14 protein-coding genes and 1 tRNA gene are annotated in these 18,680 nt (G+C 64.7%); 11 read left to right on the forward strand and 4 right to left on the reverse strand.

The window, feature by feature from the left end:
• Window positions 1-12 precede the first annotated feature (12 nt).
• The 8 genes from ING15_RS10350 to ING15_RS10385 all read left to right on the forward strand — a co-directional run bounded on the left by ING15_RS10350 (window position 13) and on the right by ING15_RS10385 (window position 10,968).
• On the forward strand, window positions 13-1,266 hold the full coding sequence (locus tag ING15_RS10350; protein WP_206454728.1) for a glycosyltransferase family protein: 1,254 nt from the start codon (window positions 13-15) through the stop codon (window positions 1,264-1,266).
• Window positions 1,263-2,420 (forward strand): glycosyltransferase family 4 protein, encoded by a 1,158-nt coding sequence (locus tag ING15_RS10355; RefSeq protein ID WP_206454729.1) that lies wholly within the window; start codon window positions 1,263-1,265, stop codon window positions 2,418-2,420. The genes ING15_RS10350 and ING15_RS10355 overlap by 4 nt, the downstream gene beginning before the upstream one ends.
• Window positions 2,420-3,577 (forward strand): glycosyltransferase family protein, encoded by a 1,158-nt coding sequence (locus tag ING15_RS10360; protein ID WP_206454730.1) that lies wholly within the window; start codon window positions 2,420-2,422, stop codon window positions 3,575-3,577. Before ING15_RS10355 ends, ING15_RS10360 begins: the two co-directional genes overlap by 1 nt.
• Window positions 3,578-3,728: 151 nt before the next feature.
• Window positions 3,729-5,654, forward strand: coding sequence for an ABC transporter ATP-binding protein (locus ING15_RS10365; RefSeq protein WP_232845684.1), 1,926 nt, complete (start codon window positions 3,729-3,731; stop codon window positions 5,652-5,654).
• A 1-nt stretch (window position 5,655) separates the two neighbouring features.
• Window positions 5,656-8,361 carry an ABC transporter ATP-binding protein gene (locus ING15_RS10370; RefSeq protein WP_206454732.1) on the forward strand — a complete coding sequence of 902 codons (2,706 nt, stop codon included), beginning with the start codon at window positions 5,656-5,658 and terminating at the stop codon, window positions 8,359-8,361.
• A 69-nt stretch (window positions 8,362-8,430) separates the two neighbouring features.
• The gene (locus ING15_RS10375) at window positions 8,431-8,883 is read left to right on the forward strand and encodes a cyclic nucleotide-binding domain-containing protein (protein ID WP_206454787.1); all 453 of its coding nucleotides are present in this window, start codon (window positions 8,431-8,433) and stop codon (window positions 8,881-8,883) included.
• Entirely contained in the window at window positions 8,880-9,734 is an 855-nt protein-coding gene (locus tag ING15_RS10380; RefSeq protein ID WP_206454733.1) for an MBL fold metallo-hydrolase, read from the forward strand. Before ING15_RS10375 ends, ING15_RS10380 begins: the two co-directional genes overlap by 4 nt.
• A gap of 1 nt (window position 9,735) precedes the next feature.
• Window positions 9,736-10,968 carry an adenylate/guanylate cyclase domain-containing protein gene (locus ING15_RS10385; protein ID WP_206454734.1) on the forward strand — a complete coding sequence of 411 codons (1,233 nt, stop codon included), beginning with the start codon at window positions 9,736-9,738 and terminating at the stop codon, window positions 10,966-10,968.
• A gap of 8 nt (window positions 10,969-10,976) precedes the next feature.
• Here the strand turns inward: ING15_RS10385 and ING15_RS10390 are convergent, their stop codons facing one another.
• From ING15_RS10390 to ING15_RS10400, 3 genes are read right to left on the reverse strand one after another with little or no spacing between them, the layout of a single operon-like run.
• On the reverse strand, window positions 10,977-12,131 hold the full coding sequence (locus ING15_RS10390; protein ID WP_206454735.1) for an ABC transporter permease: 1,155 nt from the start codon (window positions 12,129-12,131) through the stop codon (window positions 10,977-10,979).
• Window positions 12,128-13,126, reverse strand: a complete 999-nt coding sequence (locus ING15_RS10395) for an ABC transporter permease (RefSeq protein WP_206454736.1) — start codon at window positions 13,124-13,126, stop codon at window positions 12,128-12,130. The genes ING15_RS10390 and ING15_RS10395 overlap by 4 nt, the downstream gene beginning before the upstream one ends.
• Window positions 13,123-15,105 carry an ABC transporter substrate-binding protein gene (locus ING15_RS10400; protein ID WP_206454737.1) on the reverse strand — a complete coding sequence of 661 codons (1,983 nt, stop codon included), beginning with the start codon at window positions 15,103-15,105 and terminating at the stop codon, window positions 13,123-13,125. The genes ING15_RS10395 and ING15_RS10400 overlap by 4 nt, the downstream gene beginning before the upstream one ends.
• Before the next feature lie 195 nt (window positions 15,106-15,300).
• On the opposite strand from ING15_RS10400, the gene ING15_RS10405 reads away from it, so the two are divergent.
• From ING15_RS10405 to ING15_RS10415, 3 genes are all read left to right on the forward strand, one after another.
• Complete coding sequence (locus tag ING15_RS10405) at window positions 15,301-16,524, forward strand: glycosyltransferase family 4 protein (protein WP_206454738.1); 1,224 nt, start codon at window positions 15,301-15,303, stop codon at window positions 16,522-16,524.
• Complete coding sequence (locus ING15_RS10410; protein ID WP_206454739.1) at window positions 16,521-17,318, forward strand: polysaccharide deacetylase family protein; 798 nt, start codon at window positions 16,521-16,523, stop codon at window positions 17,316-17,318. The genes ING15_RS10405 and ING15_RS10410 overlap by 4 nt, the downstream gene beginning before the upstream one ends.
• Window positions 17,319-17,497: 179 nt before the next feature.
• Window positions 17,498-17,587 (forward strand) — tRNA-Ser (locus ING15_RS10415).
• Between the two features lie 462 nt (window positions 17,588-18,049).
• Here the strand turns inward: ING15_RS10415 and ING15_RS10420 are convergent.
• Window positions 18,050-18,673, reverse strand: a complete 624-nt coding sequence (locus ING15_RS10420) for a cysteine hydrolase family protein (protein WP_206454740.1) — start codon at window positions 18,671-18,673, stop codon at window positions 18,050-18,052.
• Window positions 18,674-18,680: the final 7 nt, after the last annotated feature.

Raw genomic sequence — 18,680 nt, forward strand, 5'->3', positions numbered from 1 at the left:
CAGGAGTAGTTCATGAAAGCCCGGCCTCCGCGCGTCCTCATCTATAGTCACGACACGTATGGGCTGGGGCATCTGCGCCGCTGCCGCGTCATCGCGCAGGCGCTGGTTGCCCACCGTCCCGATATCGCCATCCTGCTCGTCGCCGGTTCCCCGGTGGTCGGCTCGTTCAGCTTTCCGCCGCAGGTGGATTTCATCCGCGTGCCGGGGGTCGTCAAGCTCGGCGCGGACAATTACGCGCCCTCCAATCCCGGCCTGTCGATCGAGGATCTCACCGAAATCCGCAGCGCCGTCATCAAGAAGACGGCGGAGATTTTCGACCCCGACATCTTTCTGGTGGACAAGGAGCCGCTGGGCATGCGCGGCGAGGTGGAGGCTTCGCTACGCCATCTGAAAGCCACCGGCGCGCGCCTCGTCCTCGGCTTGCGCGACATCATGGACGAGCCGTCCCGGCTGGTCGAGGAATGGACCCGCAAGGATGCCTTCGTCGCTCTCGAGGAGTTCTACGACGACATCTGGATCTATGGTCTGCCGCAGATCTGCGATCCGCTGGAGGGCATCGGCGTGTCGGAAAGGGTGCGTCAGAAGGCGGTATTCACCGGCTATCTGCACAGGGCGGACGAGCCGTCCGGCGCCCTGCCCGATCGTATCCGGATCGGCGAGAGACCCTTTGTCCTCGTCACCACCGGCGGCGGCGGCGACGGGACGATGCTGGTCGACTGGGTCCTGCGCGCCTATGAAAGCGACCCCGCGATCGGGGTTCGTGCCAAGATCGTCCTCGGCCCCTTCATGGAGCCGGGCTTCCAGGCGGATTTCCAGCGTCGGGCGGCAAAGCTCCACAGCGTCGACGTGATCACCTTCGCGGCCAGTATCGAGCCGCTGTTCGAGCGGGCCGAAGGCGTCGTCGCCATGGGCGGCTACAACACCTTTTGCGAGATTCTGTCCTTCGACAAACCGGCCGTCGTCGTGCCGCGCCGGCAGCCGCGGCTCGAGCAATATATCCGTGCTTCCCAGGCCGAGAATCTGGGCCTGTTGACGATGCTGCTCGACGACCGCCTCGACGACGCGTCGGCGATGGCGGACGCCATCCGGGCGCTGCCGGGACAGGCCAGGCCAAAATCCGCGGCAATTCCCGGCATTCTCGACGGGCTGAAAACGGTCTGCGAGAGGGCCGACGCGTATATCGCCGCCGGTCGGACGGAGAAGGACGACGCCTACGACTGGAAGGGTGCGAGGCTGCGTCCGATCTCCAAGGCCGGGATGGCATGAGGATCGCATTCTATGCGCCGATGAAATCACCGCGCGATTCGCATCCATCCGGGGATCGCACCGTGGCGCGTGGCCTCGTCGAGGCGTTGCGGCTTGCCGGACACGATGTCGTGGTGCCTTCCGATTTTCGCAGCTACGATCGGGGCGACCCGTTGCGGCAGGCCCGCATCGAACGGCTCGGCCGGCGGCTCGGCGACCGAGTCATGCGTCGGAATGACGGCCGCGCGCCGATCGACTTCTGGTTCACCTACCATCTCTATCACAAGGCCCCGGACTGGCTGGGGCCACGCGTCGCCACGGATCTCGGCATTCCCTATGCGGTCGCCGAGGCGTCGGTGGCCGAGAAGCGCAAGGGCGGGGCCTGGCACAGGGGGTATGAGGCGAGCCTTGTGGCGCTGGCGCGAGCCGACCTCGTTGTCGGTCTCAATGCGACCGATCGGCCCGGCGTGCTGTCCCGGATGCGGCCGGAGGCGCGCTATCTGGAGCTCGCGCCATTCCTCGATATCAGGCCCTATGCCGAGGCAGTGGCGAACCGGGAGACCACGCGGGCGCGGCTCGCAGCGCGCCACGGCCTCGCCGGCGACCGTCCCTGGCTGCTCACCGTCGCGATGATGCGCCAGGACCAGAAGCTCGTCTCGTACCGCTTGCTCGCCAAGGCTCTGCAATCGCCCGGCGATGCCCAGTTTCATCTGATCGTCGTCGGTGCCGGACCGGCGGAGGAACAAGTGCGCGAGGCCTTCGCCGCGCTCGGTTCCCGTGTCACCTTTCACGGCGCGGCCGACCCTGCCGAGATGCCGGCCCTTTATGCCGCGGCCGACCTCTATGTCTGGCCGGCCATCAAGGAATCCTGGAGCATGGCCTTTCTTGAGGCACAGGCTGCGGGCGTGCCCGTTGTCGCCGGCCGCAGCGGCGGCGTTCCAGGCGTTGTCGCGGACGGAGTGACCGGATGCATCGCCCCGGAAGGGGACGCCTCTGGCTTTGCCGACGGCGTTCGGCGTCTGCTCGATCCAGCCGTGCGAGAGCGAATGGGCCGCGCCGCTCGGCAGCGCATGCTCGCGCACCACGACCTCGCCGTGGCGTCGAAGACGCTCGATGACGCGCTGGGAGAAACGCTCGCCCGCAACCGGCCCGGGCCCTTACGAAAGATGATGTGATGCGGGTTCTCTTTCACGTGCAGCATCTTCTGGGCGTCGGGCATCTGCGGCGCGGCGAGCTTCTCGCCAACGCCATGGCCGGGCGCGGCATGGCGGTGACCATCGCGCTCGGCGGCATGCCGGTGCCCGAAATGCCCTTTGCTGGCGCCGATGTCGTGCAACTGCCTGCGACCAAGCTGAAGGGCGCCGATTTCAAGGTGCTCTACGACGCCGACGGCAAGCCGGTGACGGATGCCTGGCGCGTGGCGCGGCGTGACGCGCTGTTGCATCTTTACGAAGAAATCCGGCCCGATATCGTCCTCCTGGAGATGTATCCCTTTGGGCGCTGGCGCTTCGGTTTCGAGCTCCTGCCGCTGCTCGAACGCGCCGCCCGCGACAAGCCGCGGGTCAAATGCGTCACCTCGGTGCGCGATATATTGGTCGCGACCAAGCATCCCGAACGGGCCGAGAAGGGCGCGGCGATCGCGCGCGCGCATCTGGACGCCGTGCTCGTCCATTCCGATCCCACGCTCTTCGCCTTCGAGGAGACCTATCCGCATGCGGAGGAACTCGCCGATCTCATTGGCTATACCGGCTACGTGACCGAGCCGGCCGAGCGGGTTCCCGGAGCCTCGAATGGCGAAGTGATCGTCTCGGCCGGTGGCGGAGCGGCCGCCGGTGGCCTGATGCGGGCCGCCATGGCTGCCCGTCCGTTGACGCCCCTTGCCGACCGGGTCTGGCGTTTCTTCACCGGGCCGCGCTTTCCCGCCGAGGCCTTCGAGGAATTGTCCGCGATGGCGGACGAGCGGACCGTCGTCGCTCGTTTCGCGCCGAATTTCCAGGAACTGCTCGACGGCTGCGCCCTGTCGATTTCGCAGGCCGGCTACAACACGGTGATGAATCTCCTGCGGGCCGAGGCGCCCGCCGTGGTGGTGCCCTATGACGAGGGCGAGGAGACCGAGCAATGGCACCGCTCGCAGCGCATGCGGGACATGGGGTTCCTGTCCGTCGTCAAGGCGTCCGAACTCTCCCCGCCGACGATGGCGGCGGCGATCGCCGAGGCGCTGGAGCGACCAGCCGCCAAACGTCCGTCGATCGATCTCGATGGCGCGGAGCATGCGGCACGGATGATCGAGGCGCTTGGCAAAGGCGATGATCGCAGCGGGATGACCCGGTAGATGGCCTCCATGCGATCGAGAAATTGCATGACTTCGGCTGCGGGATCATGGTGCAATCGATTCGATGGCCACTCTGCCTCCCGCCGGGAAGTGGCGGGAGGCGCATAGGAGGATGGGCGTGGCGAGCGAGACGGCGATACTGGAACGCCCCATGTCGGATAGTCTGGAAACCAGCCCGTGCGACGCCTCCGCGCTTCTGTCAATCGAATCCCTGTCGGTCGAGTTCCGTTCGATGGCCGGCATGGTAAGGGCGGTCAACGGCCTGTCGATGACGATTGGCGCCGGGCAAACCGTCGCGCTGGTCGGGGAATCCGGTTCCGGCAAGACCGTAACCTCGCAGGCGATCCTTGGAATCTTGCCGAAGGGCGCCCTGATCACCGGCGGCCAGATCCTATTCCGCGACCCTCTGCAGGGCGTCGTCGATCTCGCGGGCCTATCGCCGAGGAGTTCTCGCTTTCGGGCGATCCGCGGCCAATCCATCTCCATCGTCTTTCAGGAGCCGATGACCTCCTTCTCGCCGCTCCATACGCTCGGCGACCAGATCGGCGAAGTGCTCGAAGTGCACGGGCGCGGCAGCGGCGCGGAAGTCCGCGAGCGCACGATCGAGACGCTACGGCTGGTGCGGTTTCCCGAACCGGAGCGGGCGCTGAAATCCTACCCGTTCGAATTGTCGGGCGGGCTACGGCAACGGGCGATGATCGCGATGGCGCTGATCTGCAAGCCGGCGCTGCTGATCGCCGACGAGCCTACGACCGCCCTCGACGTCACCTTGCAGGCCCAGATTCTCAAGCTCCTGCGCGACATGCAGGCCGAACTCGGCATGGCCGTTTTGCTGATCACCCACGATCTCGGCGTGGTCGCCAATCTTGCCGAGGAAGTGGTCGTCATGCACCACGGCAAGGTCATGGAGTCCGGTTCCGCGACGGCGATTTTCGCGCGCCCGCAGCACCCCTATCTGATTTCGCTGATGAAGGCGGTTCCCGATCTCGACCGGGAAGAGGCGCCACGCCTCAAGCCGATCCGCGAGATCAAGGTCGATGCCGAGGCACTGTTCACGCGGGAATCGGTGGGCGTGCCCGGCGAAGCGCTGCTTGAACTCAAGGGGCTCGGCAAGAGCTTTTCCCGGCGTGGCGACAAACGTCTTTTCTCGCGGGCGCCAACGCCGGGTGTGCATGCGCTCAAGGATGTGTCCTTGACCGTTCGCCGCGGCGAGTGTCTCGGTCTCGTCGGCGAATCCGGTTCCGGCAAGACGACGCTGGCGCGCGCCATCATGCGTGCCGTGACGGTGGATTCCGGTTCGATGGTGTTCAACACCCAGTCCGGGCCTGTCGACCTCGTTAACGCCGACCGCGCTGAACTTTTCGCGGTTCGCAACTGCCTGCAATATGTCTTCCAGGATCCGTTCTCCTCGCTCGATCCGCGCATGACCGTCGGCGCGATCCTGGCCGAACCGTTCGAGATCCATCGCAAGAGCGGCGGGTCCGAGAAGCAGGCGCGGATCGAGCGGCTGTTGGCAGCGGTGGGACTGGAAGCGCAATACGCCAATCGCTATCCGCACAGCTTCTCCGGCGGCCAGCGCCAGCGGATCGGCATCGCGCGGGCCCTAGCTTTGCAACCGGAATTGCTCATCTGCGACGAACCGGTAGCCGCTCTCGACGTTTCGGTTCAGGCGCAGATTCTCAACCTGTTGAAGGACCTGCAGCGCCTCTGTGGGCTCACCTACCTGTTCATCTCCCACAATCTGGCGGTCGTGAATTACGTCGCCGATCGTATCGCAGTGATGTGCGACGGCGAGATCGTCGAGCTCGCGCCGCGCCGGGAGTTGTTTCGTGCGCCGCTGCATCCCTACACGCAGATGCTCATGCAAGCGGTGCCGCATGCGGATCCCTCGCGGCCGCTCGACTTCGCCCGTATCCCCTCGGCCGGCGAGTCCGGCCGGCGCGAATGGCCGGAGCCGTTCACCGTTGTCGAGGGGATCGAACGGCCGCTGCTGGAGGCCCGGCCGGATCATTTCGTGCGTGCGGCCAATCTCGAATTCCTGACCGCCATGTCCGCCGCCCCGCCAACGGCAGGCTGAGATGGCGGTGCACGACAGCCTCGACGAAAGCGTCTTCCGCTACGTCTGGCGGCACACGCGCCGGCAACAGCTCTGGCTGTTCTTCGTTCTGCTGGTCTCGCTGCCGTTCTATTATCTGACGCTCGATCTGCCGAAACGCATCGTCAACGGCCCGATCCAGGGCGAATGGCAGCCAGGCAAGACCGAAACGATCTTCGAGGTAATCCTGCCGGTTCCGGACTTTCTCGGCGGCGGGACAGTCGCCCTGTTCGACGGGGTCGAATTCGACCGGTTCGGCGTTCTCGTCAGCCTCAGCCTGACTTTCCTGTTTTTCGTCGTCGTGAACGGGCTCTTCAAGTTCTATCTGTCGAACTACAAGGGCCAGCTCGGCGAGCGGCTGCTCCGCCGCCTGCGCTATCAACTGGTCGATCGGGTGCTGCGGTTTCCGACCGGCCGCTTCAAGCAAATCCGCGGGCCCGAGATCGCGTCGATGATCAAGGACGAGACCGAGCCAGTCGGCGGTTTCGGCGGTAGCGCGTTCGCCGATCCGGCGCTCCTGCTCAGTCAGGCGCTGACGGCTCTCGTTTTCATCTATCTGCAAAACATCTGGTTGGGCATGGTGGCGGGCGCCATCGTGCTCGTCCAGCTTATCCTGATCCCTCAGATGCGCCGCCGCCTCATCGTTCTCGCCCGCGCACGCCAGTTGACGGCGCGGCTGCTGTCTGGCCGAATCGGCGAGATCGTCGAAAGCATTCCCTCGATCCGCACCAACGATACTTCCAACTGGGAGCGCGCCGAACTCGGCAGCCGCCTCGGCAAGATCCTCTGGATTCGCTATGATTTCTTTCGGTGGAAGTTCCTCACCAACTTCGTCAACAATTTGCTCGCCCAGATCACGCCCTTCATCTTCTATCTCGTTGGCGGTTATTTCGTCATTGTCGGACGGCTCGACATCGGGCAGCTCGTCGCGGTGATCGCGGCCTACAAGGATTTGCCCGGACCGCTCAAGGAACTGATTACCTGGGATCAATTCCGCGTCGACGTTCAGTCCAAATATTCGCAAATCCGCGAGCAGTTCGCGCTGGGAAATCTGCTCTCGCCGACAATCCATGCGGTATCTTATGAGGAACCACCGCGAATCGGCGGTGATATCTCCATCGTCGGTTTGCGGATCGCCGACGATGCGGGCAACGACCTGTTGGAGCCGACGAGCTTGCGAGTTTCAGCGGGCGAGGCGCTTGCCGTCGTCGGACCGGTCGGAGGCGGCGGCGAATACCTCGCCGAGGCGCTGGTCCGGCTGGTGGATGTTGCCGGAGGACGCATCAGTATCGACGGGCATGCCCTGGATGGCTTGCCGGATTCCTTCGTCGGGCGCCGCATCGCCTATGCGGAGGCCGGCCTCTACTTTCCCAGAATGTCGGTTCGCGAGGCGCTGGTCTACGGCCTGCGCCACGCCCCGCTGATCCGCGAGAAACGGCGCGGACGCGAGGAGGCGATCCGGCTCGAGGAGGCGCGAAAGTCCGGCAATATCGACCTCGATATCCGGGACGACTGGATCGACTACAAGGCGGCGGGTGTCGATGGGCCGGAGGCGTTGACGCAGCGTCTTGCCGAGGTGCTGGAGATTGCCGGGCTGGGGCTCGACATCTCGCGGCTCGGACTGCGCAACCGGCTGCCGTCCGACCTGCCGGATGAGGTGACCAAGCGTATCCTCCATGCGCGGCAGCATTTTCGCGCCTGTCTCTCGGAGGGCGGCGACGAGGAGTATTTCGAGTCTTTCCACGCGGAGCGCTATTCCGACTACGCCACGCTGTTCGAAAATCTCGTCTTCGGAATTGCCCTCTCCGAGGCCATAGAGGGGACCCCGCTTGCCGCGCGGCCGCAGATGCGAGCGGTTCTCAAGCAAACTGGGCTCGATCGGACACTGTTCGACATGGGCCGGCAGATCGCCGAGACCCTTATCGAGATTTTCGGGGACCTTTCTCCCGACAATCCGCTGATGGACAGTGTCGACCTGATCTCGCCCGACGACGTCGATCTTTACCGTTCCACGCTTCGCCGTGTCGCTGGGGGCGGCCAGGTGTCGGACGAGGACCGCTGCGCCCTGCAGGAACTCGCCTTCGGCTATATCGAACCGCGCCATCGCATGGGCCTCCTCGACGAGGACATCAAGGCGGTGGTTCTTCGCGGCCGGGACCGGTTCCGTGAAGGCCTCGATCCGGACCTGGCCCAGGCTGTCTCCCTCCATTCGCCCGAATCGGTCAACCACGCGGCGAGCTTCCAGGACAACGTTCTGTTCGGCCGCGTCGTCGACCGCTACGCCGAAGCTTCGACGCGGATCAACGAAGTGCTGCTGGAGACGCTGCGCGAGACCGGTCTGTCCGACGTGGTATTCGAGATCGGGCTCGATTTCGACATGGGTAGTGGCGCCAAGCGTCTGTCCTCCGGCCAGCAGCAGAAGCTGGCGTTGGCTAGAGCGCTGCTCAAGCGCGCCGACCTGTTCGTCCTCAACCGGCCGATTTCCACCCTTGACGGCGACAGCCAGCGGGCGACAATTGAGCGGGTCCTTGCATCGCGCGAGACTCTCGGTGCTGAACGGCAGACGATTTTCTGGGTCTTGAGTCATGCCGAGCATGCGGAACTGTTCGATCGGACGGTCGAATTCCGGGACGGCCGGATGACGACCTCGCAGCGCAAGGTCAGTCGCGCGATCGACGAGCCGGCCTGAGGGGATACGGGTAACGATGATTCGGACGATTGCGGGCAGAGGGACGACGTGACGCTTCTGAAATCCGAAATGGATCTTCTGCGGTCGGTCCCGATCTTCGCCGGCATCGAGCCGAGCCGGTTGAAGCTGATTGCCTTTACCGCCGATTCGATCGCCTACCGCGCCGGACAGGTGCTGGTCCGGCAGGGGCAGCCGGGAGACGCGGCTTATGTGCTGGTGGAGGGTGAGGCGGAGGTGTCGGTGGAGACGGAATCCGGTGACTATGTGGTCGCGACACTCGGATCCGGCGATGTCGTGGGCGAGATATCGATCCTTTGCGATTCTCCGCGAACGGCCACGGTGACCGCCAGCACCGACGTGTCGGCGCTGAGGGTGCGCAAGGATTCGTTCCTGCAGCTTCTGCGCCAGTTCCCGGAGATCGCGGCGGAGGTGATGCGCACCCTGGCTGAACGCCTGACCCACACCAACGAGGAACTCGTCCGGGCGCGCAATCTGGCAGCGTCACGGGATGACGACGCTTGACCCGCTTCCAGCTGACGATCTGGGGCGCGCGCGGCAGCATTCCCGCGCCCGCCGCCGCCAACACCCGCTTCGGCAGCGACACGAGCTGTATCGAGGTCCGCTGCGGCGACCATGTTCTGGTGCTCGATGCGGGAACGGGGGTCGTCGGCTGCGGCCGCAAGCTCTGCTATGAGGGCGTGCGGGACCTCGACATTCTTTTCACCCACTGCCACTTCGACCATATAATGGGCCTGCCGTTCATGACTCCGCTGTACACGGAGGAGGCCGTGGTGCGGCTTCACGCCGGGCACTTCCTCGATGAAACCACCTGCCGCCGCATGGTCGAGCGTTTCATGCGCCCACCCTATTTTCCGGTAACGCCGAAGCAGTTCACCGCGCGCATCGACTATCGCGACTTTCGTCCGCCAGAGGTTCTGGAACTCGCCGACGACATCCATGTCCGCACGGTCCGGCTCAACCATCCGAACGGCGCCGTCGGGTATCGGATCGAGTATGGGGGGCGGTCGTTCTGCTACATCACCGATACGGAGCACGAATCCGGCAAGCCGGACGCCGCGATCCTGAATTTCATCGCTGGCTCGGATCTGATGATCTACGATTGTATGTATACGGACGAGGAATTTCCCACGTTCCAAGGCTTCGGCCACTCGACCTGGCAGGAGGGTGCACGGCTTTGCCGCGCGGCCGGCGTGGCAAATCTCGTCATCTTCCATCATGATATATCGCGAACCGACGCTTGGCTGGAGGCTCTCGCAATAACAGCGCGGGAGGCGTTCCCCGGAGCGATCGTGGCGCGCACGGGCCTCACTCTGGACATCGGTGAAGGCGTGCGAATCCCGGAAGGCGGCTGAGATGGGCCTGGCAAAGCAGGTTGACGACTGGCTGATCCGCGAGGCACTCGGCAATCCCAATCTGGAGGAGCTCTTCCATCAGCTTTGCCTGAGGCTGAGCGGCATCGGAATCCCGATCACCAGGGCCCGGCTGAACTGGCCAACCCTGCATCCGCTGTTTCGAGCCGAAATGATCAAATGGCACCGGGACGAGGATGCGGTTCTCGAGCATTTCCATCATCAGGACGCCAACACCGAGGCCTGGCAGAGAAGCCCGCTGCGCTACATGCTGGAAGCGGACCTTCCCGTTCTTCGGCGGCGGTTGACCGGACCGGGCCAGCTTCTCGACTTCCCGCTGTTCGAGGAACTCGCGGCCGAGGGCTACACCGACTACATCGCGCTTTCGACCGAATTTTCGCAACCCACGACATTCATGGATATGCCCACGGCCGGAATCTTCGTCATTTGGGCGAGCGATCGTTCTTCCGGGTTCACCGACGAGGACATTGGCGTTCTGCAGGCGATCCAGCAGACCTTCGCTCTCGTGTCCAAGACGATCATTCAGTCGCGGATCACGACCAACATCGTCGAGACCTATCTTGGACGTCAGGCTGGCCATAGCGTGCTCAGCGGCAATATCCGCCTCGGCGACGGGGCGACGACGAGGGCCCTGGTCTGGTATTCTGATCTGCGCGACTCCACCAGGCTAACCGGTCGGCTCGAGAGCGCCGCATTCTTGCGGCTTCTCAACGACTATTTCGAATGCGCCGCGCGTCCGGCGATCCGGGCCGGCGGCGAGGTCCTGGCCTTCATCGGCGATGCCGTGCTGGTGATCTTTCCGCTGGACGACGTGGCGGATGCCTCGGCCCTTAGCGTCAAGGTGTTGGAGGCGGTCGGTGAATCGTTCAAGATGCGCGAGGAGGCCAACGCCGCCCGGCGCGAACGCGGCCTGGAGGTCATGGATTTCGGCATCGGCCTCAATATCGGCAACGTCGTCTTCGGCAATATCGGCGTGCCCGAGCGCCTGGCCTTCACCGTGATCGGACCGACGGTCACCGAGGTCGAGCGCATCGAAAAACTGACCAAGACGATGGAGCTCAGCGTCCTCGCCAGCGCCGAGGTCGCCGCGCTCTTGCCCGAACGCTGGGATTCGGTCGGCGTCCATGCCCTCAACGGCATCGAGCGGCGTATGGAGCTATTCACGCCGCGTCTGGCGGAGGCCGTGCCGCTCCGCGCTGCCGGCGCGGGTGAATAATCGATGCGCTAATGATGCGGGTCGACCGCGTCGCGCAACCCATCGCCGACGAAGCTGAAAGCGAGCACGGTCAGGACGACCGGCAGCATCGGCAAGAGCAGCCAGGGATAGAGCGCCACCGCCTCGATGTTCTGCGCTTCCGACAACAGGACGCCCCAACTGGTGATCGGCGGACGGAGACCCAGCCCGAGGAAGCTCAGAGCCGTCTCGGCGAGAATCATCGTCGGGATCGACAGCGACGCCGAGGCGATCAGATGGCTCATGAAATTAGGCAGGAGGTGCCGGAAGATGATCCGCCGCGGGCTCGCGCCGAGCATTTCGGCAGCGACGACGAAATCCTCCTCGCGCAGCGCGAAAAGCTTCGAGCGCACCGCGCGCGCCAGCCCCGGCCAGTCGAGCAGCGCCAGGATCAGGGTAATGCCGAAATAGATCAGCAGCGGGCTCCATGTGACCGGGAGCGCCGCCGAAAGGGCGAGCCAGAGCGGCAGTTCCGGGATCGACCGCAGGATTTCCGTCGTCCGCTGCACGACGGAGTCGACCCAGCCGCCGAAATAGCCTGCGAGACCGCCGATGGTAATGCCCAGAAGAAAGCTCAGCGTCACGCCGACGAGGCCGACGGTCAGCGATATGCGCGCGCCGTAGGAAATGCGCGAAAACATGTCCCGGCCGAGACGGTCGGTGCCCATCAGGAAGAATGTGCCTTCCTCGGGAGGGCAGATAAAATGGAACCGGGCTTTCGCCATGCCCCAGAATTCATAAGGGTCGCCCTGGCAGAAGAACCGCAGCGGCAGCGGCCGGGATGTGTCTTCGCTGTATTCGCGCTTCAGCGTCTCCAGATTGAGATTGTAGTCGAGGCGATAGACGAAGGGGCCGACGAACTGGCCTTCGTGGATGAGATGCAGCGGCTGCGGCGGAGCGAAGATAAAGTCGGTGTTGCGGGTCTGGAGTTCGTAGGGCGCGATCATCTCGATGATGACGATCGCGGCGTAGCTGAACAGAAGGAAGGCGAGCGAGACGACCGCCACGCGGTGGCGCAGGAAGCGCCACCAGATCAGCTTCGTCTGGGAGGCCTCCATATAGGCCTGGGAGACCGTCGAGCCTGCGGCGACCGTCGCCTCCGGATCGAACGGTTCGCGCGAGACGAAATGGGGGGTGGGGCTCATCGCGCCGTACTCCGGCCGAGGCGAATACGCGGATCGAGTATCGCCAGCAGGATGTCGGAGACGAACATGCCGACCACCGTCAAGAGCGCCAGGAACATCAGGAACGAGCCGGCCAGATACATGTCCTGACTGCGCAGCGAGGAGAGCAGCATCGGCCCGGTGGTCGGCAGTGACATCACCGCTGAAATGATCACCGAGCCGGAGACGATCTGCGGCAGCAGGCTGCCGAGATCGGCGATGAACGGGTTGAGCGCCATCCGCAGCGGGTATTTGAGCAGAAGCCGGCGCTCCGGCAGCCCCTTGGCGCGGGCGGTGACGACATATTGCCGGTTGAGCTCGTCGAGGAGGTTGGCCCGTAGCCGCCGGATCATGCCGGCCGTACCCGCCGTGCCGATCACCAGCACCGGCACCCACAGATGCGACAGGACCGAGCCGACCTTGGCGAGCGACCACGGCGCGTCGATATATTCCGGCGCCATCAGTCCGCCGATCGAGGTGCCGAACCAGATATTGGCGAGATAAAGCAGGATCAGCGCGAGCAAGAAGTTCGGCGTTGCCAGGCCGAGGAATCCCAGGACGCTGAGCCCGTGGTCGCCCCAGCTGTATTGGTGCGTGGCCGAATAGATGCCTATCGGAAACGAGACGAGATAAACGAAGATGACTGTCGCCACATTGAGCAGGATGGTCATCGGCATCCGGTCGCCGACGACGTCCGCGACCGGCTGATTGTATTCGAAGGAATAGCCGAGATCGCCCTGCACGAGGCCGGTCACCCAGACCACATATTGCTGCCAGAGCGGCTTGTCCAAGCCGTATTGCTCGCGCAGGAACGCGATCTTGTCGGCGGTGACGTTTTCGCCCTGGGCCTGGATTTCGGCGATGTAGCTGGTCAGGTAGTCGCCGGGGGGCAGCTGGATGATAATGAAGATCAGAACGCTGATCGCGAGCAGCGTCCAGGCCATGGTGACGAGACGGCTGGCGAAATAGCGGATCACGAGGGCGAACCTGCAGCCACGTTCGACTGGCAATCGAACCAGAACGTATCGGGATGGTAGACGCCGAAATAGGCGCCGGGATTATAGTTGTAGACGCCACGCTCCGGCACATTCCGCAGCGCGTCCGAAACGACAACGATCTGATCGACGCCTGCGACAATGCCGATCGTGTAGACCTCATCGGCCGAGATCTGCAGCATCTTGTCCCAGATCGCCGCGAGCTCCGCGGTGTCGGTCGTCCGCATCCATTGCCGGCGAAGTTCGATGAGGCGGCGGATGCCGGCCAGGTCCGGGCCGTCGCCGGGCGCCTCGCCGCCGGTGCCGCCGGTTTCGACCCACATACCGAAGCCGGGCCATTGCATCTGTTCGGCCGTGGAGGGCGCCAGTTCAGCCGGGTCCGTGGCCGGGGTGGGCAGCCCATTATCGAGCCCCGTCCAGACCGACATCAGGGTCGAGCCGGCCTTGATGCGGTTGCGGAAGATTTCCCGCTGGGATTCGCGTATCAAAAGATCGATCCCGATCTTGCGCCAATCGTCGCGGACGAGCTGCAGGACGTCGGACTGTTCGCTGCTTTCTCCCGCCGTCTCGACGACGATGCGGATCTCGCGCCCATCCGGCAGTCGCCGCAGGCCGCCATGGGTGGCGGGCTTTAGGCCGAGGTTGTCCAGAAGCAGGTTCGCCTTGTCGGGGTCGTAGGCGGCCCAGCGGGAACCCAGTTCCGGAGCGAACAGCGGGGAGTTTGGAAGCACCGTATTGGCGCCCGGCTCGGCGAGGCCATAGAAGATTGCCTTGTTGATGTCGGCCCGGTTGATGGCGAGCGAGAGGGCCCGGCGGAACTCGGCGTCGCGGATCACCTCGCGCCAGACCGGGTCCGTCACATTGAGATTGGGATAAAGCGCGACATGGGAGCCGCGTCCCGATTCCCAGCGCCGGACCTCGTACCCGCTGCGTTTCTCGCCGCGTTTCAGGAACGGGTAGTTGGGGAAGCTGAGATAGGCGGCCTGGAGATCGGCCTCGCCGTTGGCGACCTTGGCCGGTATCAGATCGGAATTGGAGATCGTCAGGGTGACGCGGTCGATATAGGGAAGTTGCCGGCCTTTCAGATCGACACGGTAAAAATAGGGATTGCGCTCGAAGGTCAGCCGCTCGGCCGGTGGTTTCGTCGCCAGCACCCAGGGCTGTACGGTTGGCAAATCCGGATTGTCGTTGCGATGGCTGCGATCCTTCTTGAAGTGCAGCGCGGCCCAGTTGCGCTGGCCGGCGGCCTCGATCTTGGCCTTCAGCTTTTCCGGGTCGGCATATTTCTCGTGATACTTCTTGAGATAATGGGCGGGCCGGAAGATCTCGAAGGGGAGAGCCGCGGCAAGCGAGGCGAGGAAGTTCGGATTGGGTCCCGTCCAGGCATAGCGGACCTCGTAAGGGCCGGGAAAGGTGACCTCCGGTTCCTCTCCATCGACCAGCAGCTCCGCGGGGACGCCGAACTTGGCGATGTCCCGATTCTTCGCCATGTCCTCCCAGAAATAGCGAAAGTCCTCCGAGGTGAACGGCGCACCGTCCGACCATTTCATGCCGGGCCGCAGCCGGAAGGTGAAGATGCGCCCTTCTTCGACGTCGTAGCTCTCGGCGATATCCGGCACGATCTCGTAGCTCTCGTCGTAGCCGACGAGGCGCGCATAGCCGAAGACCGACAGGATCCGCGTATCCTTGGCGCTGGCGCCGAGCATCCGCAGCGTACCGCCGGGGCGATCGGCCGGGCAGGCGCTGTCGACCGGCAGGGCGAGTGGCGTTTGCGGCAGACGCTCCGTCACCGGCGGCAACGTGCCGTCCGCGACCTTGGCGGCGAGGGAGGCCGGTTCCGCGGCGAGGGTCTGGGCGTGGAGTGGGGTGGCAGAGCCGCCCGTCATGTCGATCGACAGGGCCACGACTGCCGCGAAAATGCTCCGCGAGCCAATCCATCGTCGCGCTGTCGGTCGGTCCATCGATGCGTCCTCATGGCGTCGTCGCTATCAGTAAGGTTCGAGCGCCGAAGTTTTGTCAAATGACGGTTTGATCGCCGGCGGCCGCGAGGCGCTTCGCCTTGCAGGCTGGCGGTTCGTCGCCTAGATGCCGCGATGTCCCGTCTCGCGAGCGATGTCGCGATGCCGCCGCCGGCGAACCGGAGAATCAGCGATTCGATGCCTCTGCGTATCGCCACACTCGTCAAAGGCTATCCGCGTCTGTCGGAGACCTTCATCGCCCAGGAAATCGCGGGGCTGGAGGATCGCGGCGTCACACAGCTGATCGTCTCGCTGCGCCAGCCGGCGGAAGCGCGGGTTCATCCCGTCCATCGCCGCATCAAGGCGGACGTCCTTTATCTTCCCGAGTATCTCAAGGACGATCCGCCCCGGGTTAGCGCCGGTCGCGATTTCGCCGAGCGTCAGCCGGGCTATGCCTTGGCGCGGCGCCTGTTCGAGGCCGATCTTGAGCGCGACCCGACGGCCAACCGCTATCGCCGTTTCGGCCAGGCCTGCGTCCTCGCCCGCGAGCTTCCGGCCGACATCGACTGGCTGCATACCCACTATCTGCACACCCCGGCCTCCGTCGCCCGCTATGCGGCGGCGATTCGCGGCCTTGGCTGGTCGTTCTCGGCGCACGCCAAGGACATTTGGACGACGCAGCCGTGGGAACTGACCGAAAAGCTCGCATCGGCGGCTTTCGGCGTCACTTGCACCAAGGTCAATCTCGACTATCTGCGCTCGCTTGCGGCGACACCGCGCGCGGTCGAACTCGTCTATCATGGCCTCGATCTCTCCGAGATCCGGCCGGTCGACCGAAATATCCGGCGAAGCGGTCCGTTCCGCATCGTCTCGGTCGGCCGCACCGTCGAGAAGAAGGGCTATGGCGACCTCATCCGCGCGCTGGCTCGGCTGAAGGACCGAGACTGGAGCTTCGAGCATGTCGGCGGCGGGCCATTGACGGCAAAGCTCCAGGCACAGGCCGACAAGGCCGGCATTGGCGAGCGCATCGTCTGGCATGGCAGCCGCGAGCGCGAGCATGTATTTGCCCTGCTGGCGGGCGCCGACCTGTTCGTGCTGCCGTCCCGCATCGCCAAATCCGGCGATCGCGACGGCCTGCCCAACGTGCTGATGGAAGCGCAGGCGCACCGGCTGCCGGTTGTCTCGACGCGGGTCTCGGCGATTCCGGAACTCATCGAGGACGAACGGACGGGACTGCTTGTCGCCGAGCGCGACCCAAAGGCGCTGGCCGCAGCGATGGGGCGGCTGATGGACGATCCGCAGCTCGCCGATCGTCTCGGCCGGGCCGGCGAGGTCAAGGTTCGCCGGCAGTTTTCGCCGGAGCCCGGCATCGATCGTGTCGCGCGGCTGTTGACCGAGGCGGCCGAGCGCGCCGCCGCGTGAGCGCCGCCCTGTTTCCCCTTGCCCGCGCGGCGCTGGAACCGGCCCGCGATGATGGCCGGACGATCGCGTTCTGGTGGCGGGACGACGATGCGCGCCGGCCGACCGAGCCGCTCGCCCGTCTTCTGGCCTTGCGCCGCGCCGCCGGTGTGCCGCTGGCGCTCGCGGTGATCCCCGATGGCGTCGAGGTGGAACTGGCCGAAACGCTCGCCGACGAGGGTGCGGTGACCGTTCTTCTGCATGGCTGGCGCCACGCCAACCACGCGCCGGAGGGACAAAAACGCGCCGAGTTCGGCGATCACCGGCCGACCGGCGCAATGCGCGACGAAGCGGCGGCGGGTCGCGCGGCGCTGGCCAGTCTGTTTCCCGGCCGCTTCCTGCCGGCGTTCGTGCCACCCTGGAACCGGATCGGGGAGGGGGTCCGCACCCGGCTCGTCGAGGCGGGACTGCAAGGCCTGTCCACCTTCGGCCGCGCCGCGCCGACCGAGCCGCACCGGCTGAACACCCATCTCGACCTGATGAACTGGCGCGAGGCGAGGGGGCTGACACCGGCCGAGGCCGACCGGCTTCTGGCCGCCGAAATCAACCATCGCCTGAATGGCGGCGGCGCCGGCGAGCCGATCGGCCTGCTCAGCCATCATCTGCAGCACGACGAGGCGGCCTGGACCCTGCTCGGCGCGCTGCTGGAGCTCCTCGCGCCGCGAGCCGAGCTTGTCTGGCCACCGGTGCCGGCGCTTTTCGATCTGGTTCCAGCCAACAGGACTCGCCTGCGAGACCGTCGGCGGGCGATGAAGTGACGAAGTCGGCGCCTTTGCTCTTGTGTCGGCGCCCAAGCCTTTGATAAGAGAGCCGCGCGCTGATGAAGCGCCGACCATGCCTCGGTTCACAAGAATGCGGGCTCGGAAGCGCAACGAGATGAACATTTGTTGCCGCCTTGCCTTCGATAAGATGCCTCGATCGATTCGGGGTTTCGGCCGGAGAGGTGGCAGAGTGGTCGAATGCACCGCACTCGAAATGCGGCATACGTGCAAGCGTATCGGGGGTTCGAATCCCCCCCTCTCCGCCAGATACGCCCCCTGCCCCCCCATTCTGTGGGCTTATCTGCCGATTACCGCTTACACAGCCCACGTTCCACCCCACATTTTTTGCGGGATTGCTATAGACGATGTACCATGTCGCGGAGGATTCGCTGGAATGGAGGGAACCTCGGGGATGCAGTCGTCGATCTCCGCAGGGCTGACGAAGGATTCTCGCTCGATTCTTCTGAGCTTCAGCTCCGTAGGCCGTAACCGGTCTCGTCTCGCTCCGACCTCAAGGAAGGAGAACTATACCGAGGTCGACGGTCTTGAGGGGCTGGAACCGGAGTGACCCGAGAATAATCATCAGTGTGAATAAGCGCAGAGACCGCCCCCGGTTCGAAGCGGCCTAATCTCTTAATTCAGCTCATAGAATTCTGCCCTGACGGGGTCCCGCTTCGGCGCTTATTCACAGTCCGGGCCGCCGCTTCACGGCGAAGTCGAGTGCTCCACTACGAGTTCGCATACATTACGAATTCCTGCGTGGACATGGTGCGGCAATAGCCGGCGAAAGCGGCCAGGGCATTGTCGTGCCTCTCTTGGGAGTGGGTGGCGCAGGAATCGGAAACGCAGATCGGATAAAAGCCCCGATCGGCCGCGTCCCGCACCGTGTGATCGACGCACTGGTCGGTGAGAAAGCCGGTCAGCACCAGTGTGTCGATGCCGATATTGCGCAGCAGATACTCGATATTGGTCGAGTTGAAGACGCCGGACGAGGTCTTCGGCAGCACGATGTCGTCGTCGCCGGGTGCGACGCCGTCGAGCACCCTGGCTTCCCACGACCCCTTGCCGATGAAGAATTGCGACAGCTTGTAGTCGAGACTGCGGTCGCGGCCGTCGCGGGTCATGTTCTCCATCACCGTATACATGACCTCAGCGCCGGCCTCGCGGAACGTGGTCACGAGGCGCTGCAGATTGGGCATGACTACGTGGCGCACCGTCGCGTCGAATTCCGGCAGCGCAGCGGCGACCGTGTCGTTCCAGACATAGTTTTGCGTGTCGATGAGCAGCAGGCAGGTTCGCTTCGGGTCGAACGGGCGATGGCGGGAGAGGGCGGCGTCTTCGGGGCGTTGCATGAACGGG

It is taken from the genome of Aurantimonas marina, from assembly GCF_017183135.1.
GTDB lineage: Bacteria > Pseudomonadota > Alphaproteobacteria > Rhizobiales > Rhizobiaceae > Aurantimonas > Aurantimonas marina.

Excerpts from the sequence above, each read along its gene's own strand:
- ING15_RS10365 (WP_232845684.1), top strand. The coding sequence starts at position 3,729 with ATGTCGGATAGTCTGGAAACCAGCCCGTGCGACGCCTCCGCGCTTCTG.
- ING15_RS10370 (WP_206454732.1), top strand. The coding sequence starts at position 5,656 with ATGGCGGTGCACGACAGCCTCGACGAAAGCGTCTTCCGCTACGTCTGG.
- ING15_RS10420 (WP_206454740.1), bottom strand. The coding sequence starts at position 18,673 with ATGCAACGCCCCGAAGACGCCGCCCTCTCCCGCCATCGCCCGTTCGAC.
- ING15_RS10350 (WP_206454728.1), top strand. The coding sequence starts at position 13 with ATGAAAGCCCGGCCTCCGCGCGTCCTCATCTATAGTCACGACACGTAT.
- ING15_RS10355 (WP_206454729.1), top strand. The coding sequence starts at position 1,263 with ATGAGGATCGCATTCTATGCGCCGATGAAATCACCGCGCGATTCGCAT.
- ING15_RS10385 (WP_206454734.1), top strand. The coding sequence starts at position 9,736 with ATGGGCCTGGCAAAGCAGGTTGACGACTGGCTGATCCGCGAGGCACTC.
- ING15_RS10400 (WP_206454737.1), bottom strand. The coding sequence starts at position 15,105 with ATGGACCGACCGACAGCGCGACGATGGATTGGCTCGCGGAGCATTTTC.
- ING15_RS10390 (WP_206454735.1), bottom strand. The coding sequence starts at position 12,131 with ATGAGCCCCACCCCCCATTTCGTCTCGCGCGAACCGTTCGATCCGGAG.
- ING15_RS10360 (WP_206454730.1), top strand. The coding sequence starts at position 2,420 with ATGCGGGTTCTCTTTCACGTGCAGCATCTTCTGGGCGTCGGGCATCTG.
- ING15_RS10405 (WP_206454738.1), top strand. The coding sequence starts at position 15,301 with ATGCCTCTGCGTATCGCCACACTCGTCAAAGGCTATCCGCGTCTGTCG.
- ING15_RS10375 (WP_206454787.1), top strand. The coding sequence starts at position 8,431 with ATGGATCTTCTGCGGTCGGTCCCGATCTTCGCCGGCATCGAGCCGAGC.